At 61.0% G+C, this 24,774-nt stretch carries 26 protein-coding genes and 1 other annotated feature; of the genes, 17 read left to right on the top strand and 9 right to left on the bottom strand.

The annotated features are described in order from the left end of the window. Positions 1 to 140: 140 nt before the first annotated feature. The 3 genes from ACNHGR_RS03090 to ACNHGR_RS03080 all read right to left on the bottom strand — a co-directional run bounded on the left by ACNHGR_RS03090 (position 141) and on the right by ACNHGR_RS03080 (position 2,567). Positions 141 to 974 (bottom strand): SirB1 family protein, encoded by an 834-nt coding sequence (locus tag ACNHGR_RS03090; protein WP_475284075.1) that lies wholly within the window; start codon positions 972 to 974, stop codon positions 141 to 143. Between the two features lie 138 nt (positions 975 to 1,112). Further along, complete coding sequence (locus tag ACNHGR_RS03085) at positions 1,113 to 2,297, bottom strand: winged helix-turn-helix domain-containing protein (protein WP_475284074.1); 1,185 nt, start codon at positions 2,295 to 2,297, stop codon at positions 1,113 to 1,115. 48 nt (positions 2,298 to 2,345) lie between these two features. Then, a complete protein-coding gene (locus ACNHGR_RS03080; protein WP_475284073.1) occupies positions 2,346 to 2,567 on the bottom strand; it encodes a hypothetical protein in 222 nt (73 codons plus the stop codon). A gap of 152 nt (positions 2,568 to 2,719) precedes the next feature. Here ACNHGR_RS03080 and ACNHGR_RS03075 point away from each other — a divergent pair, with 152 nt between their 5' ends. From ACNHGR_RS03075 to ACNHGR_RS03055, 5 genes are all read left to right on the top strand, one after another. Beyond that, positions 2,720 to 2,932, top strand: a complete 213-nt coding sequence (locus ACNHGR_RS03075; RefSeq protein ID WP_475284072.1) for a hypothetical protein — start codon at positions 2,720 to 2,722, stop codon at positions 2,930 to 2,932. Positions 2,933 to 3,022: 90 nt separating this feature from the next. Then, positions 3,023 to 3,439: a DUF2231 domain-containing protein gene (locus ACNHGR_RS03070; protein WP_184271668.1), complete on the top strand. Its 417-nt coding sequence runs from the start codon at positions 3,023 to 3,025 to the stop codon at positions 3,437 to 3,439. Then, positions 3,436 to 4,752 (top strand): PQQ-dependent sugar dehydrogenase, encoded by a 1,317-nt coding sequence (locus ACNHGR_RS03065; protein ID WP_475284071.1) that lies wholly within the window; start codon positions 3,436 to 3,438, stop codon positions 4,750 to 4,752. The genes ACNHGR_RS03070 and ACNHGR_RS03065 overlap by 4 nt, the downstream gene beginning before the upstream one ends. Beyond that, positions 4,749 to 5,387: a retropepsin-like aspartic protease family protein gene (locus tag ACNHGR_RS03060; protein WP_475284070.1), complete on the top strand. Its 639-nt coding sequence runs from the start codon at positions 4,749 to 4,751 to the stop codon at positions 5,385 to 5,387. Before ACNHGR_RS03065 ends, ACNHGR_RS03060 begins: the two co-directional genes overlap by 4 nt. 260 nt (positions 5,388 to 5,647) lie before the next feature. Next, complete coding sequence (locus ACNHGR_RS03055; protein WP_475284069.1) at positions 5,648 to 5,932, top strand: hypothetical protein; 285 nt, start codon at positions 5,648 to 5,650, stop codon at positions 5,930 to 5,932. 8 nt (positions 5,933 to 5,940) lie between these two features. On the opposite strand, the gene mepK is transcribed toward ACNHGR_RS03055, so the two are convergent. Continuing rightward, complete coding sequence (mepK, locus tag ACNHGR_RS03050; protein WP_475284068.1) at positions 5,941 to 6,486, bottom strand: peptidoglycan L,D-endopeptidase MepK; 546 nt, start codon at positions 6,484 to 6,486, stop codon at positions 5,941 to 5,943. A gap of 89 nt (positions 6,487 to 6,575) precedes the next feature. Between mepK and ACNHGR_RS03045 the strand changes: the two genes are divergently transcribed. Next, a complete protein-coding gene (locus ACNHGR_RS03045) occupies positions 6,576 to 7,610 on the top strand; it encodes a L,D-transpeptidase family protein (protein WP_475284067.1) in 1,035 nt (344 codons plus the stop codon). A gap of 7 nt (positions 7,611 to 7,617) precedes the next feature. On the opposite strand, the gene ACNHGR_RS03040 is transcribed toward ACNHGR_RS03045, so the two are convergent. Next, the gene (locus ACNHGR_RS03040; RefSeq protein WP_475284066.1) at positions 7,618 to 8,382 is read right to left on the bottom strand and encodes a formate/nitrite transporter family protein; all 765 of its coding nucleotides are present in this window, start codon (positions 8,380 to 8,382) and stop codon (positions 7,618 to 7,620) included. Positions 8,383 to 8,556: 174 nt separating this feature from the next. Beyond that, entirely contained in the window at positions 8,557 to 9,213 is a 657-nt protein-coding gene (locus tag ACNHGR_RS03035) for a sigma-70 family RNA polymerase sigma factor (RefSeq protein ID WP_184264369.1), read from the bottom strand. Positions 9,214 to 9,395: 182 nt separating this feature from the next. Here ACNHGR_RS03035 and coxB point away from each other — a divergent pair, with 182 nt between their 5' ends. The 8 genes from coxB to ACNHGR_RS02995 all read left to right on the top strand — a co-directional run bounded on the left by coxB (position 9,396) and on the right by ACNHGR_RS02995 (position 17,866). After that, on the top strand, positions 9,396 to 10,367 hold the full coding sequence (gene coxB, locus ACNHGR_RS03030; RefSeq protein WP_475284065.1) for a cytochrome c oxidase subunit II: 972 nt from the start codon (positions 9,396 to 9,398) through the stop codon (positions 10,365 to 10,367). Continuing rightward, positions 10,364 to 12,886: a cytochrome c oxidase subunit I gene (gene ctaD / locus ACNHGR_RS03025; protein ID WP_475284064.1), complete on the top strand. Its 2,523-nt coding sequence runs from the start codon at positions 10,364 to 10,366 to the stop codon at positions 12,884 to 12,886. The genes coxB and ctaD overlap by 4 nt, the downstream gene beginning before the upstream one ends. Further along, a complete protein-coding gene (locus ACNHGR_RS03020; protein WP_475284063.1) occupies positions 12,883 to 13,263 on the top strand; it encodes a hypothetical protein in 381 nt (126 codons plus the stop codon). Before ctaD ends, ACNHGR_RS03020 begins: the two co-directional genes overlap by 4 nt. After that, on the top strand, positions 13,260 to 13,850 hold the full coding sequence (locus tag ACNHGR_RS03015; protein ID WP_475284062.1) for a cytochrome c oxidase assembly protein: 591 nt from the start codon (positions 13,260 to 13,262) through the stop codon (positions 13,848 to 13,850). The genes ACNHGR_RS03020 and ACNHGR_RS03015 overlap by 4 nt, the downstream gene beginning before the upstream one ends. Then, positions 13,847 to 14,881 carry a c-type cytochrome gene (locus ACNHGR_RS03010; RefSeq protein WP_475284061.1) on the top strand — a complete coding sequence of 345 codons (1,035 nt, stop codon included), beginning with the start codon at positions 13,847 to 13,849 and terminating at the stop codon, positions 14,879 to 14,881. Before ACNHGR_RS03015 ends, ACNHGR_RS03010 begins: the two co-directional genes overlap by 4 nt. A 26-nt stretch (positions 14,882 to 14,907) precedes the next feature. Continuing rightward, entirely contained in the window at positions 14,908 to 16,275 is a 1,368-nt protein-coding gene (locus tag ACNHGR_RS03005; protein WP_475284060.1) for an amidohydrolase family protein, read from the top strand. Positions 16,276 to 16,487: 212 nt separating this feature from the next. Beyond that, positions 16,488 to 16,934 carry a hypothetical protein gene (locus ACNHGR_RS03000; protein WP_475284059.1) on the top strand — a complete coding sequence of 149 codons (447 nt, stop codon included), beginning with the start codon at positions 16,488 to 16,490 and terminating at the stop codon, positions 16,932 to 16,934. Then, positions 16,931 to 17,866 carry a cation efflux transmembrane domain-containing protein gene (locus ACNHGR_RS02995; protein WP_475284058.1) on the top strand — a complete coding sequence of 312 codons (936 nt, stop codon included), beginning with the start codon at positions 16,931 to 16,933 and terminating at the stop codon, positions 17,864 to 17,866. The genes ACNHGR_RS03000 and ACNHGR_RS02995 overlap by 4 nt, the downstream gene beginning before the upstream one ends. On the opposite strand, the gene ACNHGR_RS02990 is transcribed toward ACNHGR_RS02995, so the two are convergent. After that, on the bottom strand, positions 17,863 to 18,810 hold the full coding sequence (locus ACNHGR_RS02990) for a cation diffusion facilitator family transporter (RefSeq protein ID WP_475284057.1): 948 nt from the start codon (positions 18,808 to 18,810) through the stop codon (positions 17,863 to 17,865). The two genes, ACNHGR_RS02995 and ACNHGR_RS02990, sit on opposite strands and share 4 nt — an antisense overlap. A 5-nt stretch (positions 18,811 to 18,815) precedes the next feature. Beyond that, on the bottom strand, positions 18,816 to 19,424 hold the full coding sequence (locus tag ACNHGR_RS02985; RefSeq protein WP_475284056.1) for a flavodoxin family protein: 609 nt from the start codon (positions 19,422 to 19,424) through the stop codon (positions 18,816 to 18,818). 311 nt (positions 19,425 to 19,735) lie between these two features. Between ACNHGR_RS02985 and ACNHGR_RS02980 the strand changes: the two genes are divergently transcribed. Further along, positions 19,736 to 20,380, top strand: a complete 645-nt coding sequence (locus ACNHGR_RS02980; protein ID WP_475284055.1) for a hypothetical protein — start codon at positions 19,736 to 19,738, stop codon at positions 20,378 to 20,380. 12 nt (positions 20,381 to 20,392) lie between these two features. Here the strand turns inward: ACNHGR_RS02980 and amyA are convergent, their stop codons facing one another. Then, positions 20,393 to 21,883 carry an alpha-amylase gene (amyA, locus tag ACNHGR_RS02975; RefSeq protein ID WP_475284054.1) on the bottom strand — a complete coding sequence of 497 codons (1,491 nt, stop codon included), beginning with the start codon at positions 21,881 to 21,883 and terminating at the stop codon, positions 20,393 to 20,395. A gap of 300 nt (positions 21,884 to 22,183) precedes the next feature. Here amyA and ACNHGR_RS02970 point away from each other — a divergent pair. Continuing rightward, positions 22,184 to 23,412 (top strand): IS3 family transposase gene (locus ACNHGR_RS02970; protein ID WP_475284053.1). Its coding sequence is split into 2 segments (ribosomal slippage): positions 22,184 to 22,472 and positions 22,472 to 23,412, totalling 1,230 coding nucleotides; the frame shifts between segments, so codons are not numbered across the junction. Continuing rightward, positions 22,465 to 22,581, top strand: a sequence feature (AL1L pseudoknot). Its footprint overlaps the gene before it by 117 nt. A gap of 465 nt (positions 23,413 to 23,877) precedes the next feature. After that, positions 23,878 to 24,591 carry a Crp/Fnr family transcriptional regulator gene (locus ACNHGR_RS02965; protein WP_475284052.1) on the top strand — a complete coding sequence of 238 codons (714 nt, stop codon included), beginning with the start codon at positions 23,878 to 23,880 and terminating at the stop codon, positions 24,589 to 24,591. Positions 24,592 to 24,774 lie beyond the last annotated feature (183 nt).

The raw sequence follows: 24,774 nt of genomic DNA, 5'->3' as shown, positions 1-24,774 counted from the left end.
GGGCAAGATGATCGGTCCGACAGCTTCAATAACCTGCGGCAAGCGTTGCAGTTCCCGCCAACAAAGCCCTAACTTTTCATCGACGCTGTTTCTGGCCCTCGGGCCGATCATGGCCGGGCTGCATCGGCACACCCAGCCGATCAATCGCCAGTCGTCAGGCGGGCGAGCGCGGCATGGATATGAGCCCGACGCTCTGCATCTCTGGTGACTTCCAGCATCGCCCCCAGGCTGGCTCGCGCCTTGTCAACTTCGCGATGGACAAGTTGAAGACGGGCCAACTCCCACCAGCCCGCGTCATGGTCCGGCGCCATCACCGTCATACGCTCGTACAGCGCCTTGGCGCGGAGCGTATCGCCCGCTTGCTCTGCGCGGCTGGCCTGATTGAGGAGCAGGCGCACAAGCGTCATGCGGTTGGGCATAGGGGTGACATGCGCTTCACTTGGCCAGCCTCCTGCACCCGAAACCCGTTCCAGCAAGGCAAGCAACTGCTCGGGCCTGACAAGTTGACCGCCATTGAAGGGATCGATCAGGGCTGGCGCGTCTTTCGGGCCTATGCTCACTAACACATGGCTGGGTGTATTGAGCGCCTCCGCGCGCCAGCCCATACGTCGCGCAGCCGCGACATACAGAATGGAGAGGCTGACCGGCAAACCGCGGCGTCGATCGAGAACCCGGATCATATCGGCATTGAGCGGCGCGTCATAGCTGTCGCGATCGCCGACGAAACCCAATTGTTTGCCGATCACCTCTGCGAGCAACGCCCCCTGCCCTTCCCCGGACGCCAGATCTGCCGCGACGCGCTGTTTGCAAGCAGCCTCAACCGCGGCGCTGATCTGGCGCAGCTGTTCCAGATAGGGTTCAAGATTCTGGCCTTCATGATCGAGCGAACTGAGCGCCAACGCAGCGCTATCCAGCTCAATGTCCTCGTCATCGAGCAGTCCGATATATCCGATCGCCTCAGGGAGACTGGTCAAGCGATGATCTCCCGTCGGCAAGGATATCCGCCAGACACGCATAGGCTCGCAATTTCGCTGATCGGCATCAAGTCCTCCATGGGTTGGGAGATGGGAAGTCCATTCCGCCATTACTGCAGGAGATGACACTGACCGGATTTAGAGGTTCGCCTGTGATAATGGCGCCATCGCCCAATCGCTCAGACCTAGCCATTGGGCCATTCGCGCCAATTCTTCATTCAGAGCGTCACGGCTGTCGGATGGTGCCCCCGGTTCGAAGTGCATAGACTGTACGATCAGTCGGCCAGCCTTGCGATCGGCCTTGAGATCGACGCGCGCGACCAAGCTGTCTCCCAGCAGGAAGGGCAGGACATAATAGCCATATTCCCGCTTTTCGGCAGGGACATAGATTTCGATCCGGTAGCGAAACCCGAACAGTCGCTCCGTGCGGTCTCGTTCCCAGATCAGCGGGTCGAAGGGCACGAGAAGCGTCTGCGCGTCGATGCGGCGGGGACGCCGCGCGTCCCTATGCAGCCAGGCATGACGCCAGCCGGGCACATGGACCGGCACCAATATTCCGTCTTCGGCAAGCGAATGGATCGCGGGCATGGCATCGCGCGGCGACTGGCGAAAATAGTCCCGCAGTTCACCGCCGGTCGCGATGCCGTGCGCCTGCGCTGCGCATTGGATCAAGGCGCGATGCGCATCAAAGTCCGACGGTGTCGGCTGGTTCAGGATGTCCGCCGGGATTACCCGCTCTGTCAGGTCGTAGACCCGCTCGAAGTTGCCGCGCCGGCTGGCCGTGGTGATATGCCCTGCCCAGAACAGCCATTCGAGCGCACGTTTGGTGTCGCTCCACTCCCACCATCCCGTCTGGCCCTTATGCGATTCGAAATCCGACACCGCCATATGCCCCTCGATCCTTATCCGATCGAGGAGCGCCATCGCTTCATTTCGCCGCTCGGTCGCGTAGACCCGCATGCCTGTCCAGCCGGTCTCCCCACGATCGGCCTTCGCCATGCGCCAACGAAGCAGCGGTTGGAATTCGAACGGCAAAAGCGACGCCTCGTGCGCCCAATATTCGAACAGCTTCCTTTCACGCGGCTTGCCCCAGGCGAGGGCGTCCAATGCCGTGCGATCATAACATCCCAGCCGCGAAAAGGCGGGGAGATAATGGGCTCGACTGAGAACATTGACGCTATCGATCTGGTGAAGATGTAGCCTGCCCAATAACTGCCGCAGATGATGGCGCCCGGCTACGCCGGGCCTCTTTTGCCCGAACCCTTGCGCGCCAAGGGCGATGCGTCGCGCCTGTGGCTGTCCGATATGTTCGATCGCTGTCACGGCTCAAGGGTAGATACCCACCCGGGCCAAAGCAATTACATGATCGCTTCAATTCACAGATCCGGCGGCTGTATTGTCAGCATTGATATTGTCAGCGCCTGTCTGGCCTGTCTCAAAAAACCCGAAGCCGACGGCAATGAACAGCAGGATCGCCACCAGGATCAGGCTGATCACCAATATGTTTCGCGTCATTCGGGTTGGCGAACCGCTGCGCGCTTCTGTCGTAGACATGTGCGTTACAACTTCACCATCTTCCTTTTCCTTGTGCATCATCATTCTCCTCTCTGATCAGAACCGCCTTAGGGATGCTCTGTTCCGCGCGGGAAAAGCGTGCTGATCTGCATCAAACAGTGGGAACACAGGCCTGCGCGCATGGTTCTGCCGTACAAGCCGCAACAGTGCCGGCATCTGGAGGATCACGCATGCCCGGACATGAAACCGATCAGCGCAACATCAAGGCATGGGGCGATCAGGATTTGGTCGAGGCTTTCCTGCTGATAGCCGAGGCCGACCACAAGTCCCCCCTTGATCAGGCCGTTCTGGGCGAGATGAACCGCCGAGCGTCAGGCGGGCACCATGATGCTACGACCCCAAGCGAGCGCCGCCGCCTATGGGATTATGGCCGGGACCGCTAGGCGCGGCGTCATTGCCGCAACCATTTGAGCAGGCGGCGCATTCTTCCTTATTCCCATTCGAGCAGGAGAGCATCCTTGCCCAATATACCTGTGGGCTTCAGGCCCTTTTTGCATCCCTTGCATGGGCTGCTCCTCGCTTTTCCCGTGGCGCTATTCACGCTCGCGCTATTGACCGACATCGCCTATCTTCAAACCGCTGAAATCCAGTGGACCAATTTCTCCTCCTGGTTGATCGTGGGCGCCCTACTGGGTGGCGCTCTGGTGCTGATCTGGAGCATCATTCTGGCGATGGTCGCCCGCCGCCGGGCGCATCGGCAGCCATCGTTGATCTACGCGGGGCTGATCGCGACCATGTGGATTGTGGGTATGGTGAACGCGTTCCAGCATAGTCAGGACGCCTGGAGTTCGGTTGGCGTTACCGGTCTCATCCTGTCGATCATCAGCGCGGCCCTTGCCCTGGCGGCCAGTTGGGTCGCTCATCGCACCGTTCGGGAGATTGCCCGATGAGCATCGCGCCGACGCGCAGCCTTTGCGCAGCCCTTATCATACTCGCGCTAGAAGGATGTGGCAGCAGCCAGCCCGGGCTTGACCAGACCGGCGCCAATCCCGACCTTCCGGGGCAGCGCCAGACGCTTGTGCCGCCGATCAGGATCGCGACGCCCGAGGGCTGGGACGGCGAAAGCCCGACCGCGCCACAGGGCTTCACCGTGACCGCACTGGCGACCGGCCTCAAGGTACCGCGCCAGATGCTTGTCCTGCCCAATGGCGACATATTGGTGGCAGAAGGGTCAGGCGGCAGCGCCCCGGTCATGCGCCCCAAGGATGTGATTGCAGGCTATATCAAGAGCATGGGCAAGACGCCGGTAAAGGGTGGCAATCGCATCACGCTGCTGCGCGATGCCGATGGCGATGGCAAGGCGGAGATGCGCACCACCTTCATCGACGGCCTCAACGCGCCCTATGGCCTCGCCTTCGTGGACGGCAGCCTCTACGTCGCCAATCAGGATACCCTGCTGCGTTTCCCCTATCGCGACGGCACAACACGGATCGCGACGCCCGGCCAGAAAATTACCAAGCTGCCGTCCCGCCTCAACCATCACTGGACCAAGTCGCTGACGGCCAGCGCGGACGGCACCAAACTCTATGTCGGCATTGGCTCGAACAGCAATGTGGGCGAGCGCGGGATGGCGGTCGAAGAGGATCGCGCCGTCATCTGGGAAATCGACCGCGTGACCGGCGCTCATCGCACCTATGCCAGCGGCATCCGCAATCCTACTGCGCTTGCCATCAATCCGCAGACGCAGACGCTCTGGTCGGTCGTGAACGAGCGGGATGAGCTTGGGCCGCAGCTCGTGCCGGACTATCTGACATCCGTGCGCCCCGGCGCCTTCTACGGCTGGCCCCATAGCTATTGGGGCAACAATATCGATCCGCGCGTCCATCCCCAGAACCCGAAGATGGTCGAAAAGGCGATCCGCCCAGACTATGCTCTGGGTTCCCATGTTGCCGCCCTCGGCCTCAGCTTCGTCACCGGCGCCGGCCTTGGTCCGTCCTTCACGCAGGGCGCTTTCGTCGGGCAACATGGCAGCTGGAACAGGCAGGATCTGTCGGGCTATAAGGTCGTCTGGGTGCCGTTCGCCAATGGTCACCCAGCGGGCAAGCCAGTCGATTTCCTGACCGGCTTCATCAAGGATGGGCACGCACGCGGCCGCCCGGTCGGGGTGACCTATGATCCGTCGCGCGGAACCCTTATCGTCGCAGATGACCTGTCAAACACGGTCTGGCGGGTCGCGCCCGCCCAGGCCAAGCCTGCCCGATGATCGCAACCCTGCGCTGGCGCGGGCCAGTCGAGATCAGCGCCAACCCTCAATGGCAGCAAATGGCAATCTACGCCGTGGCCGCTGCCGTCGTTCTCATCATTCTCTTCAACATTCCTTTCATCGGCCGCATCTTGCGCACTTTGTTCTCGATCGGTTTGCTGGCGCTCTGTCTCTTCTTTCTGTTCCAGCAGGCGCCGTTCGATCCGACGCTCTCCCGGATCAGGGCACAACTCGGCCTCGACGACCAACGCGTGACCGGCAAAGATGTGCGCATCGCCATGAGCCCCGATGGCCATTTCTGGGCACGGGTGTCGATCAATGGAGTCCAGCGCCGCATGCTGATCGACAGCGGCGCGACCATCTCGGCCATATCCGAGGAGACCGCGGCCCAAGCGAATGTCGTGAAGGGAACCAGCTTGGTGCCGGTCATTCTTCAGACCGCCAATGGCGCAGTGCGGGCTGAAACTGGCTCAATAGACCGCCTCACCGTTGGCTCGATACAGGCCCGCAACCTCAAGACGGTGATCTCCCCGGCGCTCGGTCCAGTCGATATATTGGGCATGAACTTCCTTTCGCAACTCGCCTCCTGGCGCGTCGAAGGCAGAACTTTGATCCTGGTTCCCAAATCGCCCTGATCGCGCAGCATGACGGAGCGCAAAGCGCTTTGGCGCGTTGATCTTGCCTGATGTGAAAGGGATATGATGCTGCGCTGATTTCTGATTGCTGGTTCGATCCTTGCCCTGTCCTTCCCCCTCGTCGCCTGCGACATCGTCACGACCCAGAACAGAACGGCCTCGTCAAGTTCGACATGAAGAATGAGCATCAAATCTATCTGCACGACACGCCGGCCAAGAAACTGTTCGCAGAGGTGCAGCGCTAGCACAGCCATGGCTGCGTGGGGGTCGAGGATGCAGAGGGCTTTGCCGCAATGCTGGCGCAGGACGCGGGCATCACGGATCAGTGGAACGAGGCCCGTGCGACGGGGAAGGAAAGCTTCGTCCCCCTGCCCCGCGAGATACCGGTTCGCCTGCTCTACCAGACCGTTCTATTCGACGACCAGGGCGAACCGGTAGTTCGTGCCGATCCTTATGGCTGGAACGACAGGGGCTCAGTTGCGCTCGGCTTCACGGCCGGCAGCGGTGCACGTCTGCGCGGATCAAGGGCCAATATCGGCCCCTGACGCCTGGCCTAGCTGCCGTTCCAGCGGCGGACTGGCCCGGTATCGACATGGACGAACCCGTCATCCGGATAATAGCCAACGCCTCCCGCCTTCAGGGACAGTGCCGCCTTCTGAAGGTTGGCAAGACGGACATTGCGAAGCTGGATGTCGACTGCCTTGCCCCGCATATGCTGGCTCTTCGAGGCAACACCATGACTGCCGCGATGCAGCCGCGCGTTGGTTTTCGGTGAGCGATAGCCGGAGATAAGCGTGAAATAAGCCCGCTTGTCCGCACCGGTCGCCGCATGCAGTTGCACCAGCGTATCGAACAGTTCGGTGTCCATGCGGGTCACTTCCCCGGTGCGCCAGTCGCGCAGGAAATGATTGAGTTCCGCAATCCCCGAAGCCCGCAGCCGTCCGCCCGAAAAATAGCAGACATCGACCTTCTCCCCATTGTGCGCATTGCGAAACAGCAGGCGTCGCTCCGGCAGAGCGGCCCATGTGGTAGCAGGAAAAAGCTGCGCTGCACCACAAGCGACGGCGCCCAGCAGCACCGCCCGTCTATCCATCAACATGTAAGTCGTTCGTCCCGAAATCGTGTCAGGGAGATAAAGCCGCACCCTCGCGTTACTTATCTCACTGAGAGATAGGGCGCATTTTTAGAATGAAAAGATGGGTTCCATGGCACTGTCTGATTTTGGCCACCGCTGGCCTTATGCAGACTATAGCTAGCGCACAGGTATCGAACCCGGCCGCAGCGTCGGCCACCGCTTTCAGAGAGACTAACATCGATCCAACCATATTTCGCGTTCAGGTCCAGTTGGACCGGGCAGGCTTTGGTCCCGGAATCATCGACGGGCATAAGGGACGCTTCTTCACGGCGGCGGTGAAGGGCTATCAGGCGGCGCAAGGCCTGACACAATCGGGCGAGCTTGGTGATGCAACGCAGGCCGCCCTAGACAAGGATAATGCCCCTGCGCTCATGACCATGGTGCTAAAGGATGATGCCCTCGCAGCAGACTTCACGCCCGACATTCCTGCAAAGATCGTCGACCAGGCCGCTCTGCCCCATCTGGGGTATCGCGATATCATGGAGCGGCTTGCCGAGCGCTTCCATACGACGCCGCAAGTTCTGCTCGCGCTCAATCCTGCACTCAAGTCGCCGCAGGCCCGTATGGAACTGCGACTGCCAAGCCTGATCCCGGCCGATCGGGCCTATGACAACAGCCTGTCGCCTCAATGGCGCGACACGCTCGCAACGCTCAACATCAGCGCGCGGCAACCCCAGGCCGCGAAGATCATCGTCGACAAGTCCGAAAGCCTGCTCAAGGTTTTTGACGCTCAGGACCGTCTCGTCGCGCAATTTCCCGCGACGACCGGAAGCGACCATGACCCCCTGCCGATCGGCCAATGGGCCATCGAGGCGATCGCCTTCCTGCCGACCTATCATTATAATCCGGACCTGTTCTGGGATGCCGCCGACAGTGACGGGAAAGCCGTGTTGCAGCCTGGTCCCAACAATCCCGTCGGCGTTGTCTGGATCGACCTCGACAAGCCCCATTATGGCATTCATGGTACGCCCGAACCATCCCGGATCGGACGCTCGCAAAGTCACGGCTGCATTCGCCTGAGCAATTGGGATGCAGCGCGCCTGGCGCAGATGACCAGTACTTCAACGCAGGTGATTTTTCAGGAATGAGAATTCGTTAGTTTCTCTCGTCCGCTGCCTCGCTATCACCCCGCATCTGGCCATGCGCCAACACTGCGAAGAGACCGGTGCCTCCGATGATGTTCCCGGCAAGCGCCGGGAAAAGAAAGTCGAGCAGCATGTCCGCAACGGTCATGGAACCGTTCAGCCAGAGAAAGGCAGTCTGCGAAAAGCCGGTCACGACATGACTGAAGCCGCCAAGCGCTATGACATAGGTCAATAAAGAGATGACCCAGAATTCACTGCCTTTTGCATTGGGCAGGAGCCAGGCGATGGATGCCATCAAAAAGCCCGCCGGGATACCAAGAGTCAGCGTCTTGAAGCCCTCCTGCGCGGGTAGCTTTTGCAGGATATCGATCGCGATGAGCCTTTGCTCGTGCGTGATGATGATCTCTCCCGCCATCAGCGCGACCACGACCAACACACCGATCAGGTTTGCGGTCAATACGACAGACCATAGTCTTGCAAGCCGCGCCAGCCCGGCAATGCTGGGCCGTGCGGCCACGGGGAGCACGACAGTTACCGTACTCTCGGTAAAAAGCTGTAGCCGCCCCATGATGACGATCACATAGCCGACGGGATAGCCCAGCAGATAGACCAGCTCTGCCCAGCGCTCGTCGGGCAGTCGCATGCGAAGATAGAGTTCAGCCAGCAGCGATATCGTGATGGCGAGACCGGCCGCGAGGCCGGAGAGCATCAACGCGACGACCGGCCTCGCCAGTTCCTCCTCGCCCTGGAGCCGCACAGCCTCATGCACCACCATGTGCGAGCTGGCCTGGCGCCGCCGGACCTCCTGCGCTTCATTGGGCGACAGCGCGTCATCCGGTACGCTGGGATCGTCCGCCAGTGGCTGAGCTTGATCGGATGTCATTGGCTATGGCCCTGACGAAATCGAGAAGCAGGGCCGGGTCGAACCTTGCTCCGCGTCATCATCCGCTCAAGCGGCCAGTGCCAGCAGCCCTGACACATCAGGTCGCGTTGACTGACGGGTCTGGATCCTGTCGAGATAGGCAAAGATGCTGACAACGGCATCTTCTTCATTGTCAAAATCGCCGCGCGCGGTTTCGAGAACCCCACCGTTCATCAAGGCGTCCAACGCCGTGCGCGCTCGGGCCACGCGGCTCTTGACCGTGCCGATGGCGACCCCCGTGATTTCAGCGGTTTCTTCGTAGGAGATTCCACCGGCCCCGACGAGGATCAACGCTTCGCGCTGCGGCTCCGGCAATTGCATAAGCGCACGCATGAGATCACGCAGTTCAATGCTGATATCCTGCGAAGCGGGCGCGGCCAGAACACGGTCTGCCACCAGGTCATCCCACTCACCGGTGAAGCGGCGGCGACGTGTCAGGCTGAAATAATGATTGCGCAGGATCGTGAACGTCCAAGCACGGAAATTCGTGCCCGCGACATAGCGTTGCCGAGCAGCCCAGGTCTTCATCATCGTTTCCTGGACAAGGTCGTCAGCGAGATCGTGGTTTCCACAAAGGCTGCGGGCGAAGGCGCGTAACTGCGGGATAACCCTAGTCAATTCTGCCTTGAAGGCGACATCGGAAAGACGGGCAGGCTCAGCCTGCAATGCGATGGTGTCCGACATATGATCCCCTTCAAACCTATTCGAGAGGAAGAACATTTCGATAGGGTATCGGTTCCGGCGCCCATGTCGCCGCCATTTTCGATTGCCCGTTTGTTGCGCCGCAGAAATGTTTGAACCTCCCGACAATTGACGGGTTGGGAGAGAATATAACGCAGGGAAGCGACAGGGGATTATCACATCAAATGGCGCGGATGCTGCTTCTGACCATGCTGGTCGCTGCTCTGACCGGCTGTAATGCGGAGCAATCGACGCTGGCAGTATTTGGTGCCGATGCGCGCGCAATACGGCATATCGCGATCATTCTGACGTCAGGCGCGATCCTCATCCTGGCAATTACCGTCGCCCTCTATGCTCGGGCCGTCCGTGCGTCCGAGCATAGTCTCAGCCATGAACAGGGCATGCGCATGATCCTCTGGGTCGGGGCAATCGGGCCGACGCTCATTCTGACTGCGCTCCTGCTTTACGCTTTGCCTGCCATGCGTCCCCGCCCGGCCGATCCGGGCGATCTGCTCATCCGGGTGGAAGGCGAGCAATTCTGGTGGCGGGTTGCCTATCGGCCGTCCAATAATGCACCACCATTGTCTTCGGCCAACGAAATTCGCGTACCCGTCGGCCGGACGGTCGTATTCGAACTGACGGCCAAAGACGTAATCCACAGCTTCTGGATACCCGGCCTTGCCGGCAAGATGGACATGATCCCAGGCCGCACCAATCGGCTGGTGGTGAAGGCGGAGAAGGCGGGACGCTATCGTGGCGTATGCGCGGAATTTTGCGGCCTCAGTCATGCGCTGATGGCGTTCGACGTGATCGCGATGGAACCGGCCCCCTTCGACACATGGCTGGCCGATGCCCGCGCCGTCGTCCCGCAGCCTGCCATCGCTACGCCTGGCCGCGCCCTGTTCGACGCGCAGGGATGCGGCGCTTGCCACACGATCCGTGGCACGCCCCATGCCGGCACCATCGGTCCCGACCTCAGCCGCTTTGGCGAGCGGCTGACGCTGGGCGCTGGTATATTGCCGCCAACCATCGACAATATAGCCGCCTTCATCCGCACGCCGCAGCAGGCCAAGCCCGGCGTGCGCATGCCCGCTTATCCGCAGCTCAGCCAAGAGGATGCCAGCGCTATCGCTCATTATCTGAAGGGCATGAAATGAGCCTGCACGATCAGGACGATCCCGCGCTCCGCGCCGCACAGGAAGAAAGGCTGCGAGCCGTCTGGGCGCCACCCAAGGGGTTGTTCCTGCGCTGGACCGACTGCAACAACAACCGGGTCGGCGTCTGGTATGTGCTGACGGCCTTCGCCTTCATGCTGTTCGCTGGCGTATTGGCGCTCATCATGCGCACGCAACTGGCCGTGCCCGACAATGATCTGGTGAGCGCAGGGACGTTCAACCAGCTCTTCACGCTGCACGGCTCGATGATGATGTTCCTATTCGCCGTGCCGATGTTCGAGGCCGTGTCGATCATCCTGTTGCCGCAGTTGCTGGGCGCGCGTGATCTGCCCTTCCCGCGCCTTTCAGCCTTTGGCTACTGGTCCTTCCTGCTCGGCGGGGTGTTCGTCGGCGGCTCCATCTTTTTCAACGCCGCGCCCGATGGCGGATGGTTCATGTATCCGCCGCTCACCACGCGGACGGACCTGTCGGGGCTCGGCGCCGACATCTGGATGCTGGGCCTGTCCTTCATCGAAGTCTCGTCGGTGGCAGCGGCCGTCGAGCTGATCGTGGGCGTGCTCAAATGCCGGCCGCCAGGAATGCGGCTCAACCTCATGCCGCTCTATGCCTGGTACATATTGGTCGTGGCGGTGATGATCCTGTTCGCCTTCCCACCGCTGATCGCGGGCGACATATTGTTCGAGATGGAAAGGCTGCTGAACTGGCCCTTCTTCGACGCGACCCGGGGTGGCGATCCGTTGCTGTGGCAGCATCTGTTCTGGATATTCGGCCACCCGGAAGTCTATATCGTCTTCCTGCCCTCCATCGCCCTGTTCGCGATGCTGGTGCCGACCTTCTCCAACCGGCATCTGCTGGGCTATCCCTGGATCGTGCTGGCGGCGGTGGGCACGGCCTTCCTGTCCTTTGGCCTGTGGGTCCACCACATGTTTACGACGGGCTTGCCCAAGATCAGCCTCGCCTTCTTTTCCGCTGCGTCCGAAGCTGTGGCGATCCCAACGGCGGTACAGATTTTCGCTTTCATTGCGACCTTGTGGGCAGGTCGCGTCACCTGGTCGACGCCTTTGCTCTATGCGACGGGCAGCCTTGCCATCTTCGTCATTGGTGGCCTGACCGGCGTTATGGTCGCCGTCGCGCCCTTCGACTGGCAGGCGCATGACACCTATTTCATCGTCGCCCATCTTCACTACGTGCTAATCGGCGGCACCCTGCTGCCTCTGTTCGCGGGCCTCTATTATTACTGGCCGCTGATTACCGGCAAGAAGCTGTCCGACCGGCTCGGCCGCATCGCCTTCTGGATGCTGTTCGTCGGCGCAAACCTCACTTTCTTCCCGATGCATTTTTCGGGGCTCATGGGTATGCCGCGCCGGGTCTTCACCTATCCGGCTGAACTGGGGCTTGGCGGGCTCAACATGGCCTCGACTCTTGGCGCGTGGCTGTTCGCCGCGGGGGTGGCAGTGATCTGCGTCGATCTCGCCCTCTCGCCGCGCCGGTCCAAGGCGCAGCGCAACCCCTGGGGCGCGGGAACGCTCGAATGGCTGGCGCATCCCGATGACGAGGATTGGGGCATACGCTCCGTCCCGCTGATCGAGAGCCGCTATCCGATCTGGGACCAGAAGGATTTCGTGCAGAAGGTCGACGAAGGACGCTACTTCCTGCCCGATGCGGAGGAAGGGCGGCGCGAAACAATCGTGACGACCGTGCTCGACGCCCGTCCGCTGGCGGTGATCCGCCTCGGCACGCCCAGCGTCATCCCGATCCTCACCGCCGTCGCGCTGGGCGGCGTGTTCATTCTCACCACCTATCATCTTTATTGGGCGGCGCTCGCCTGCGCCTTGGCGACGCTCGCTTGCACTATTTGGTGGCTATGGATCGGGACAGCCGAAATCCCGGAAAAACCATGCAAGCCGATCGGCCATGGGATCAAACTGCCGCTCTACATGTCCGGCCCCGCAGCGCCCGGATGGTGGGCGATGTTCATCACCATGATGGCCGACGCGACCGCCTTTTCCGGTCTCGTCTTCGGCTATTATTTCTTCTGGACCCGCCACGTAGATTTCCCGCCCATGGCCATGGCCGACGGGCCGGGAATATTCTGGCCCATGGTTGCGCTGGCGCTTAGCGTGGCAAGCTGGCTCGCCACCATGGCCGCGCGGGACATCCATGCGCGGTGCGGCGTCGGGATTGCGCGTCTGCTGCTGGTGCTGGGCATAGCGGCCAGCCTCGCAGGCATCGGTGCAGGCCTGGCCGGACCATGGATGCATGGTATGGACCCGGAAAGCCACAGTTATCCCGCAATCGTCTGGACACTCGCCATCTGGACGGTGGCCCATTCCGGTGTCGCCGCGATCATGCAGAGCTATGCCCTCGCCCGCAGCATCGCTGGCAGGATGGACCCGCAGCATGATGCGGACATTCGCAACGTCACAGTTTACATGCATTTCTTCGCACTGACGGCGGTCGTCGCCTACGCAACCATCGGCTTGTTCCCGGTGCTGTCATGAGCGATCGCCGCCCCCACTGGTCCGAGCGGCTGAAGGTCACGCTCTGGACACTGATCGTCCCGCCGACCATCTGGGCGGGGCATTTCCTCTTCTCCTATCTCTGGGCTTCCATATCCTGCGCCAAGGTCGGTGAATTTGCGACCTTCCCAACGTTGTTCGTCGTCGGCACTATCCTCGCCCTTATCCTGATCGCCCTGTCCGGCTGGATTGCGTGGAACCAGGGCCGCATGCCCGGCGGCAGTGCGCCACATGAGGATTCGACCGACATTGACCGGCTGCGCTTTCTGGCAAAATCCACGCTATTGCTGGCGGGGCTCAGCTTCGTGGGCGTGATCTTCACCACTCTGCCTGTCATTTACCTGCGAGACTGCCTGTGAAGCGCGCGAGCCTTATTGCCGGTCTTGTGCTGCTGCCATTGAGCTGGATCGCCAGCGACATGGGCATGACCGGTCATATGGTCGGCCATATGACGACCGTCGCCATCGCCGCGCCGCTGATCGCCCACGGCATATCGGGGGCGCGGTTCAATCCGGCAACGCGCTGGCCACGCATGGTCTCTCCCATGGCGATGATGCTGGTCGAACTCGCGACGGTCTGGCTGTGGCACCTGCCGGACCTGCGCGCCGCCGTCCATGGATCATGGTTGGTGATGGCGATCGAACAAGCCTGCTTCCTCATGGCCGGCCTGCTCCTCTGGTCATCGGTCCTTCATGCGCCGCAGCAGATAGTCGGCATTGGCGCGCTGCTTCTCACCTCCATGCACATGACCCTGCTGGGCGCGCTGATCGGTCTCGCCCCTCGCCCGCTCTACCTCCATCATGACACAAATTTCGGCCTCGATGCCCTTGCCGACCAGCAGCTTGGCGGCGTGGTCATGCTCGTCATCGGTGGCGCCAGCTACATGATCGGCGGGCTGGTCCTGCTGGCCGGACTACTCAGGACGAGGGAGGACGCACCGGCATGACCCTTCGCATCACCTGGAAGCGCGCGATCATCGCTGTCTCCTTACTGTTTGCGGCGGGGATGTTGTTCGCCTGGTCTGGCGTGATCCAGGTGTCAGCGTCTTCGGGCCACTGGAAGGTAACCGACTGGTTCCTCCATTGGGTAATGCGCAATTCGGTGCGGACCTATTCCACATTTCAGACACCCGAAGGCAAGGCGCCCGAGCGCGATCTCGTCAGCGCAGCTGGTCATTTTCGGCAGGCTTGCCAGGTCTGCCATGGGGCTCCGGGCGTGAAGCCCTCCCCGGTCATGCAGGCATCGACACCCCCAGCCCCCGACCTGTCGGTCACCGCAAAAGAATGGAGTGATCGCCAACTCTTCTGGATCATCCGCCACGGCGTCAAATTTACCGCCATGCCGGCCTGGCCGGTGGAGGATCGCGATGACGAGGTCTGGCGGATGGTCGGTTTCGTGCGGCGCTTGCCCGGGATGACATCAGAGCAATATCGCGCACTGACGCAGGAAGCCGTGCCAGCCGACCTTCCGGGCACGCGCCCCGGCACGCTGTCTGCATGCGCTTCCTGTCACGGCAGCGACGGGCGCGGGCGTGGGCAGAGCGATATTCCATTGCTGGGTGGGCAAAAGCCAGCCTCGCTCCTTGCGGCCTTGCGCGACTATGCGGCCGGGACACGTAAGAGCGCGCCGATGCAGGTGGCCGCAGCCACACTCACTCAGGAGGAGATGAAGAGGCTGGCAGCACATTTCGCAGCGATGCCAGGGCTGGAACAGCGGCCGATGCCGACCTTGCCCATCATTGCGAATGGCGATCCTGCCCGCCAGTTGCCAGCCTGCGGCAGTTGCCATGCGCCGGGCAAGGACGCGCCTGTACTATCTGGTCAACGAAGCAGCTATCTTGCTGCACGTTTGCGCCATTGGCAGGGCGATCCAGCCGTAATCGACGCGCGCAAACCTCCCAATGGCATGGCGGTCATCGCGCGACGCATTCCACCGGATCAAATCGACGCGATCGCTGCCGCTTTCGCTGAACCGTGAAATTACCCGACCGAAAAGGATCGCCATTGCCGACCATCATGAACCGCCGGCAGGCAAGCGCCCTGCTGGCGACCGCGCCATTAGCAATGACGATAGCAGCGCGAGCGGCACCTCCGCGCCGCTTGTTGCTGCGCGGCGCGGATCACCTGCTGACGATGACCGGGCCGCCGCGCCCGAAAACGGACCTGCTCATCTCCGACGGCCGGATCGAGGCGATCGGTCCGAACCTGCCCGTCAGCGAAGCAGACGTCATCGACCTGTCAGGGCATGTCCTGATGCCCGGTTTTGTCGATACCCACTGGCATATGTGGAACACGGCGGCGCGGGGGCTGTGGCGCAGCGCTAAAGGCGGCTTCATGCCGACCATGGCAGCAATAGCACCGCATTTCACACCAGCGGACGTAGCGATCGGTGTCGATCTGGCGCTCGCCGAAGCGGTAAGCAGCGGCATCACTACCGTCCACAACTGGGCGCATAATGTACGCAGTCCCGCCCACGCGGAAGCCGAAATTGCAGCCATGGTCCGGTCCGGCGTTCGCGGTCGGTTTGCCTATGGCTACGCCCAAGATGCGGGCAAGGGCCAGCCGATGGACCTCGACCATCTGTCCGCGATCGCACGACGGCCGCCATCGGATCTCGTCTCCATCGGGATCTGCGCGCGTGGCCCGGATCGTTCCAACGCCGGGATCTGGCAGGCGGAGTGGGATGCGGCGCGGCGTCTGGGCTTGCCGATCTCCACTCATATGGCATCCGATCCAAAGGCAGCAGCGGGCGGCGGCATCGCGGCGCTCGCGGCCCGAGACGGGCTCGGCCCCGACGTACAGCTCGTCCACCTCACAGCTGCATCGCGCGCAGATATGGACCGTGTGGCATTGGCCGCATCACCCGTGTCAATCAGCCCCTGGACCGAACTGGAAGTCGGCTATGGTGTGCCGCCCATCCCGGATATGATCGCAGCCGGATTGCTGATGGGTCTCTCCGTCGATAATATGGTGCTGGCAGGACAGGCCGACATGTTTTCCGTGATGCGTCTGTCGACGGATTTGGCGCGCGGGGTCTCGCGCAATCAGCTGTTGATGGAGGACATGACGGCGCTGCGCTGGGGCACGATAGATGGTGCCAGAAGCCTTGCTCTGGGGTCACGGGTCGGTGCGCTGGCGCGGGGCATGCGCGCCGATGTCATCGCAGTTCAGATAGACGCCTTGAACATGATGCCCGCCGCCGATCTACCCTCGTTACTTACCCATTCTGCGCAACCCGATAATGTGTCGCTCGTCCTGATCGACGGCGTGGTGCACAAGCGCGATGGCCATTTGATCCGGGTCGATCTGCCGGCGATCCAGACGCAAGCCGCGGCTTCTATCACGCGAATGCGATCGACTACCGGCATCTGAAGATGTCGGGGTTCTGCCACTTGGCTCTTTTGGCGTTTCGCGCGTTGTTCGCGAGCAACGATCCTGAAAGATTTCATGGCGCACTCCGGCCTCAGTGAAACCCTTATGTTACCGTCGAGGGAGGCGGACTGGAGGCATCCCGCCGATCCACATCCTACTGTGCGACAGGGAATAGCTGTCATGAGCAGCCTGTGTCAGAGGGGGGCCGCGAAATGATGCGGCTAGCCTCCTTTGCACTACTGCTGCTTAGCGCATGTGAAATGCTGCCGCGCGACCCGGCCGGTACATCGACACGGATCGAGCATAGTCGCACCTTCACCGTCGCGCTTGCAGACCCCGCCATCTCGTCCGCGCCGCAGGTCGGCAGGCTTGTCGCGGAAATCGAGCGGCGCACCAATGCGCATGCTCGATGGCGCAGCGGATCGGGTGAGTCCTTATTCCAGCAGCTCGACGATGGCTCCCTTGATCTGGTCATCGGCCGCTTCACGGCCGATAGCCCCTGGGCAACCGACGTGGCTTTTGCTCCTGCCCTTTCGACAAGTGACATAGGAGACGCGCAGATCGAATTGAAAGCCGCGATGCGCAATGGTGAGAACCGGTGGATCATGACCGTCGAGCGCGCCAGCCGAGCGATATCGCAGGAGGCACGCAACCAATGAGCGAAACCAGCCTTCCGCAGGAACTGCGCGACACGATGGCCAAAGCGGTCCGCCTTGAATATTGGAACATCTTCTGGACGCTCACCATCATCGTCACCATGGGGCTGGTGCTGGGCCAAAGCGAGACGATGAAGACCGCCTGGATCGAGGATACGCTGGGCCTCGTCCCGCCGATCATGTTCCTGATCGCCGCGCATATGGAACGTCACAGCCATCGCTCGCGCCGCTTTCCCTTCGGCTTCGAGCGGGTCAACGGGCTTGGTTTCTTCGTCGCGGCGGTCGCGCTGACGGCCGTCGGCGCGCTGCTGCTCTATAATGCGTTGATGGCGCTCGGCTCACAGGAGCATGCCACCGTCGGCTCTATTGTCATTCTGGGGCACGATCTGTGGCTCGGCTGGCTGATGCTCGCCGCGCAAATCTATTCGCTGATCCCTCCCCTCTTCATCGGGCGTAAGGAACTGCCGCTCGCTGAACAGCTCAACGATAAGCTGCTCCATACCGACGCCCTCATGAACAAGGCCAACTGGCTGACCGGTGCGGCGGGGCTGGCCGGGATCATCGGCCTTGGCCTTGGCTGGTGGTGGGCGGATTCAGTCGCGGCGGCGATCATATCTGTCGATGTGCTCAATGACGGCATCAAGGCGCTACGTTCCTCCACCGCCGAACTGGTCGACGGCGCGCCGCGGGCGCTGTCCAGCACGGACCTGTCGGAGGACGCACAGAATGTCCATGATCGGTTGCAGGCAGAATTTCCGGATGCGACCGTCCGGCTGCGTGAGACAGGTCGGCTGATCCGGGCCGAGGTGCATGATACCCATCCGCCGTCACAATGCCGCCATCCCCGAGACTATTGGCCCGACAGCAAGGATCGGGCCTGGCGGCTGGCCCAGGTAAGCTTCATCCCGCCGACCCAGAGGGACGATCAAAGTTAGATCGGCGGCGGCTGACGGATCGCATCCGACTGCTTTTCCGGCCGGATATAGATGGAAGTCAACTGAGGCACGCTGGCCTTCATCTCGCGCTCAATATCCTCGATCAGGTTTTCAGCCTCACCCATCAGCAGGTTATCGACGAAATCAGCGCTGATCGCCACAAACACGGCATCAGGGGCCGTATGGATGGTGCGGACATGGTTGACCGCGCTGATCTGGGGCCGCTGGTCGAGGATTGCCCACACAGCCGCGACGATAGCCGGCTCCGCGCTCTCGCCGATCAGCAGGCCCTTCGCTTCGCGCGCGAGCAGGACCGCGACACCAGCCAGGATGAGGCCAATCGCGATCGACGCAACACCATCGATGCGAGGATCGGCATAATGATGGCTGGCCCATACGCCGACGCCCGCAATGCCAAGACCGACGAGAGCCGCGCTGTCCTCGAACAGGACGATAAACCCTGCCGGATCCTTCGAGCGGCGGATCGACTGCCACCAGCTGCTCGCACCACGCTTTCCATTGAAGTCGCGTACCGCGATGGCCCAGCTCGTGCCTTCCAGAAGCACAGCGACGCCCAGCACCACATAATTGATCGTCGGATCGCGGAGCGGCTCTGGCTCGGCGATGTGCAGCCAGCCTTCATAGATCGATACGCCAGCCCCCACCGCGAAGATGAGGATCGCAACCACGAAGGCCCAGAAATAGAGTTCACGTCCATAGCCGAACGGGTGGGCGGCATCCGGCCTACGCTTAGCCTTGGCCTGCCCGTAGAGAAGGAGCACCTGATTGCCGCTGTCCACCAGGGAATGCACGCCTTCGGTCAGCATCGAGGATGAGCCGCTGACTGCTGCCGCCACGAATTTGGCGATGGCAATCCCGACATTGGCGAACAGAGCGCCGTAGAGGACTATATTTTCGCCAATCCTGCCCGATAAACCAGCCATGCAGCTCAACCCGGATAGGGACTGGACTGCAGCAGCCCTGCCAGATGCGCGGCATTGCTCGCGACCATCTTCGCGGTCTTCGTCACCATTTCCGGCGTCTCCTCCAGATCCTTAAAATCGGTCGATCCCATAGCTTCGCCGACCCAATAGCAGGCGGCGACCGCCGGAATGGTCCAGCCAACGTCGTTCAGCGCCTGAAAGAGCTGGGCAGATGAGAAATGCGCACCATCCTCATTGCCCACGATGGCCGCGACCGCGACTTTGCCATAGCTGGGCATACGGCCCTGATCGTCAGTCTCGGACAAAAAGGCGTCCATCCGCTCCAGCACGCGCTTGGCGACGCTGCTGATCTGACCCATCCAAATCGGACCGCCCAAGATCAGGATATCGTGGGCAACTATCTTTTTCCGCAGCGCCGGCCATGCGTCGCCATTGCCTTCATCGGACGTCACGCCAGACTTGATGTCGAGCGCGGCGACCCGCACGGTTTCACTTAGCATCACGCCCTTTTCTTCGAACGCTTTTGCCAGAACGGCGATCATGGCGTCGGTCGAGCTTTCCTCCCTGACATCCGCCTTGAGGGTACAATTGAGCGCCAGAGCCTTGAGCGGCATCGATTATCCTTTAGGTCTAGCCGACCGCAGGATGCGACCGTCCGTTCATCGCAGGGAGAACTCTTGAGCCATCGATGGGTTCTTGGAGATGAAGGAGATAGTTGATGTCGTCGAGCATATGACAGGTCGTATAGGCCGATCCCCATAATTTCAGCGCCTTCGATTTCGACGATCTTTCCGACGCACAACGCAAAGCCAAAGTCAGGGCGATCGAAGCCCGGATCGGACCGCGCGTCCTGCCCGGCACCCGCATCCACCTTGCAAAGGTGGGTCCGACCGATGGCGTCATCCGGATCTAAGCAGATCGGCTGTTGCTGACGGATTCGGTGTTCCAGTCTCTGGCTGGCACGATCCGGCTCACTGGAAAATTGCTCGAACTCGATGATATCCGTGCGAACATGTCGAGCGGACGGATGAACGGCACCGTCGGAATCGATCAGCGCGGCGGCATCCCGAAACCATATTTTGCCATGGATCTGCTCTTTACCGACGGGCGCCTCGAAAAATTGATCGGGACGCCAGGCGTGACCGGCACTCTGCGCGGCCGCGCAACGCTGTCAGGCACGGGCGATACAATTCGGGAAGCGCTTGGCAGGACCGAAGGGCGTGCCGGGTTGGTGGCGCGTGACGGTCAGGTAAAACGCACGCTGGGCGCCGTGCTGGGGCACGATCTGGGCAAGGCGATCGGGGCTGCATTGCGCGATCCGAGCGGCTTTCGCCTTGTCGATCCGATCAGGGTGGGTGGTAACTTTTCAGCGCCGACCCTGAGCGCCGCCGGCGATCCTCCCGGCAGCAAGATGGGCGCGGGTTCCATCATCAAGGCGGTTGGCAAATCGCTCGGCGGTGCGCTGGGCCTCACAAAGAAGCGCGATATGGATAGTGAAGACCCGTTCACGCCAGTGGATTGCGGCTCGATGGAGCGACGAATATTGACTGCGCGACCGCCTCGATCCTGAAACCCCGTCGACCTAAACCAAACTATCAGCCCGTACCCATAGGCTCACGGAACCGGCATTGACGCGCAGCGCCGCCTTGCCCGCATCATCGGCGGTTATGTCCTCCTGGCAATGACCCAGAAAGTCGCAAAAGCTTACCCCGGCATGTTCTGGCCCTAGCTCAACGAACTTGGTCGTCTCTGCACCATTGCTGACAAGAAGAATGCACCCGGCCTGCCCCGCTGTGCCATGCCTGATAACCCCAAGGCAATCTGGGTCGTCAAACAAGTCGGTCTGCGGCCCGTTGGCAAAGCGCTGCCGGGCCTCGATCAGCTTTGGCAAGCAGGGAACCGGCATGATCTCTATCTCATGCGTTTCGCCATCCCCGCCCGCATCACTATATTTCGCGCCATAGAGATCAGGATAGAAGATGCATGGCACGCCCTGTTCGCGGATCAGGATCAATGCATAGGCGAGCGGCTTGAACCAGTCTTCGACGGGAGATTCAAGATCCTGGAGCGGTTGCGTATCATGATTGCCCACGATCGTCACGGCATGGTGGGGCGATGCCGCAACCAGCGTTCCATCGAATAGGGTGCGCAAATCGAAATCGACACCGGCCCGCGCCGCGTCATGAAAGCGATGTAGCAAGCCGACGTCGAACAGCATCAGTTGCTGATCCACCAGATCAAGATAGGCCTGAAGCGCCTCCATGTCGGGATGCCAATATTCGGCGACGACGAAAAGCTCGCTATTCACGCTTTCGCGCATATGGCCGACCCAGTCGCGGAAGAACCAGGCGGGGATATGCTTGGCTGCGTCCAGGCGAAAACCGTCGCACGGCAGTTGTTCCGCCAGCCAGCGCCCCCAATATTTCAGCTCTTCATAAACAGCGTTATTTCGAAACTCGACGTCCGATCCCATCAGATAATCGAAATTGCCCTTCTCGCTATCGACCTCGCTATTCCACTCGCCATCGCCATATTCATTGACCAGTCGGAATACGCCATCTTCGGTCGGCTCGTCGATATGATCGACGCCGGTGAAGCATTTTGCGTCCCAGATGAATTTCGAATATTGCCCCTGTCGGCCGGGGAAGGTGAACCGGGTCCAGGCGCGGGCTTCGAACGCCTCCTCCTCTACTTCGTCGCGGTTGTCGGGATTGGCGCGGCGCACAAAGACTTGTTCTGCCTCGTCTGCGCCCATCTTGTGGTTCAACACCACATCATGAATGACACGAACGCCCGCCTCCCGCAGTGCGCCCGTCGCCTGCACCAGAGCGGCGCGATCGCCATATTTGGTGGCCACCGAACCCTTCTGATCGAACTCGCCTAAATCGAACAGGTCATAGCTGTCATAGCCCACTGAATAGCCACCCGCCGCGCCCTTGTAAGCAGGCGGGAGCCAGACGTCGGTCACACCCATATCCCTCAGACTTGTGGCCTTCTGCGCGACTTCACTCCACAGCCCTCCGCCGTCGGGATAATACCAGTGGAAGAATTGAAGCAGCGTCCGTCCGGCCATGAAAGCTCCTGTCGCAGCAAATGCAGCGGCGGCTAAACGGCCTGGTGCGAAAGAGGTTGCAGACGCTCAAAATCTCCCCAGCCCCGTTGCAAACATTAATTACGAAACATGGATTAAGATTGCAGAAATTCCTGGAACTCGACGGCAAAGCGCGCGTCTCGCTCGTTGCAACCCGGGATCGCCTGATGCCACGGATGTGGAGCCACTGCGCAATGTCAGAACACCAACTCATGGAATTCGTCTCGTCTGAAGCGCCCCGGCTTTTCAGGAGGCTCCAACTTGTGAGAAGGAGCATCCGTGATGAGCAAGACGACGAACAAATTTTCTCCTGAAGTCCGGGAGCGCGCGGTCCGTATGGTCGCGGAGCAGCGAGCTGAATATGGCTCGGAATGGGAAGTGATGAAGTCGATCGCGGCGAAGATCGGCTGCTCGCTGGAGACGCTGCGCCGCTGGTGCCGGGAGGAGGCGAGCCGACGAGCGGGACCAGCGGCGCTGGCTGCCGATGACCGTGAGCGGCTGAGATTGCTTGAGCGCGAAGTGAAGGAGTTGCGCCGGGCCAACGAGATTTTGCGCAAGGCATCAGCATATTTTGCGTTGGCGGAGCTCGACCGCCCCGGGAGATGATGATGGCGTTCATCGACGCCCATCGCGAGGATTTGGGGATCGAGCCGATCTGCCGCGAACTGGCGATCGCCCCTTCCTCCTACCATGAACATGCTGCACGCCGTGCCGATCCCGGGAGGCGTCCGGCACGTACCCGGCGCGATGAGGAGATCAGGGAGCAGATCAAGCGAGTCCATGAGGCCAGCTTCGGCCTCTATGGCGCACGCAAGGTCTGGCACCAGATGCGGCGTGACGGCATCATGGTGGCGAAATGCACGGTGGAACGATTGATGCGCGCCATGGGACTGGCGGGCGTCCGGCGTGGAAAGAAGACAGTCACCACTGTCAGCAACCCGAAGGCACCGTGTCCGCTGGACAAGGTCAATCGGGAGTTTCGCGTCAGCCGGCCCAACGCTCTGTGGGTTGTCGATTTCACCTACGTGCATACCTGGGCGGGCTTCGTCTATGTCGCATTTGTGATTGACGCTTTTGCCCGGCGGATTGTGGGGTGGAAGGTCAGCACGTCAGCCACTGCAGGCTTCGTTCTGGATGCCCTGGAGCAGGCGATTCATGCCCGCAGGCCAAGTCCCGATGATGGGCTGATCCATCATAGCGACAGGGGAGTTCAATACCTTGCGATGAACTATACCCAGCGCTTGGCCGAGGCCAAGCTCGTTCCCTCGGTGGGCAGCGTCGGCGATTCCTATGATAATGCATTAGCTGAGACGATCAACGGCCTTTACAAGGCCGAGGTCATCTGGCGGCAGCGGTCATGGCCAAGCGTTTCGGCCGTGGAAATGGCAACACTGCGCTGGGTCGATTGGTACAATAATCACCGGCTCTTCGGCCCTATCGGGCACATCCCGCCCGCTGAGGCCGAAGACAATTACTATGCAGCCCTCGAGAACCTCGATATGGCTGCATAGCCCAATGAAAACTGCCTCCTGAAAAGCCGGGGCGCTTCACGTCCAATTGCGAGAGCCTGCATATCCAGCACAATGCCCACCGCGAAACGGATACGACAGTGGCTCGACATTTGCTCCACCGCGAACGTCTCGGGGACGTCATCATCTTTGCCAGCACGACTTCACGCGTACGGTGCATGGAAAGCGAGGCCATCTGGGAGGTGAGCATCCGTCACCGAGATGACACGCAGACCCACATCGCTGGAACAAGCCTTGACGAGTGCATGGAACTGGCAAGTGCATCTATGAGGCTATCAAGCGTTAATGCCATCGCCGCCTGAGGCCCGTTCCGACGGACACTTGTCACATGATCGGCGGCAAGCTTATGAGCTTGTTCGCCCTATGCGGGTTCTGATACTGTCAAAATGCGCGTAGCCCTTGAGGCACTCCAGGAGCGCAGGCCGATGTGCTCAGGAGTACGGGTTCATGGCGATTTTCAACGATTTCCTCCGCAATCGTCGCCGGGATGAACTGTCGGCGGAAGACCTTCAAGCGCTGGAGGCGAGCATACACGCGGTACAAGATGTGCCTGCGCGTCATAGCCTCGCGATTTCTCATCAACCGATTGGCGTGAGCACCTATCTGATCGAAGGGTTCATATGCCGCTATATGGATGACCGGGAAGGTGTCCGCCAACTGGTAGCGGTGCATGTTGCAGGCGATTTTGTCGATCTTCATGGATATCCGCTCAAACGCCTGGATCATGACGTAGCAACCCTTGGCCCCTGCAGGATCGCACTTGTCCGCCATGAAGCGCTGGACAAGCTTGTGAGCGATCGGCCTAATCTGACGAAGCTCCTCTGGTTCAGCACTTTGCTCGATGCCGCCATGCACCGCGAATGGATATTCCGTTTGGGCCGCCTGGATGCAGTCGCCCGCGTCGGCCATTTTTTCTGCGAAATCGAAGCTAAGCTGCGCGCTGTCGACCTGAGTGATGGCAGACAATTTTCCCTCCCGTTGACCCAGGCTGACTTAGGCGAGGCTTGCGGCATGACGCCGGTCCATATCAACCGGATGCTCAAGGAGCTTCGGGAGCGCGGGCTGATGCATATGGAACGTGGCCGGGTCACCATATTGGATTTACCAGCGCTTCGGCGGCTGAGTGAGTTTGATCCCCCCTATCTGTTCATCAACGAGTGATGGAACCGTCTTGTTTTGGAAGCGTCCATCGCCAGTGAAGTGATGGAGAAATTATGTCCCAGGCATATGTCTACGAGGAAGGCGGGAAAGCCTGCGCAGAAGAGGGACAGGTAATGCTAGATGGGCCGGATGGCGTAGCCGTCAGCATGACGCCAAAGGCGGCGGAAGATACGGCTAAAGAAT

Source organism: Sphingobium sp. RS1 (assembly GCF_056156825.1).
This window is presented reverse-complemented; position numbering and strand designations above follow the sequence as displayed.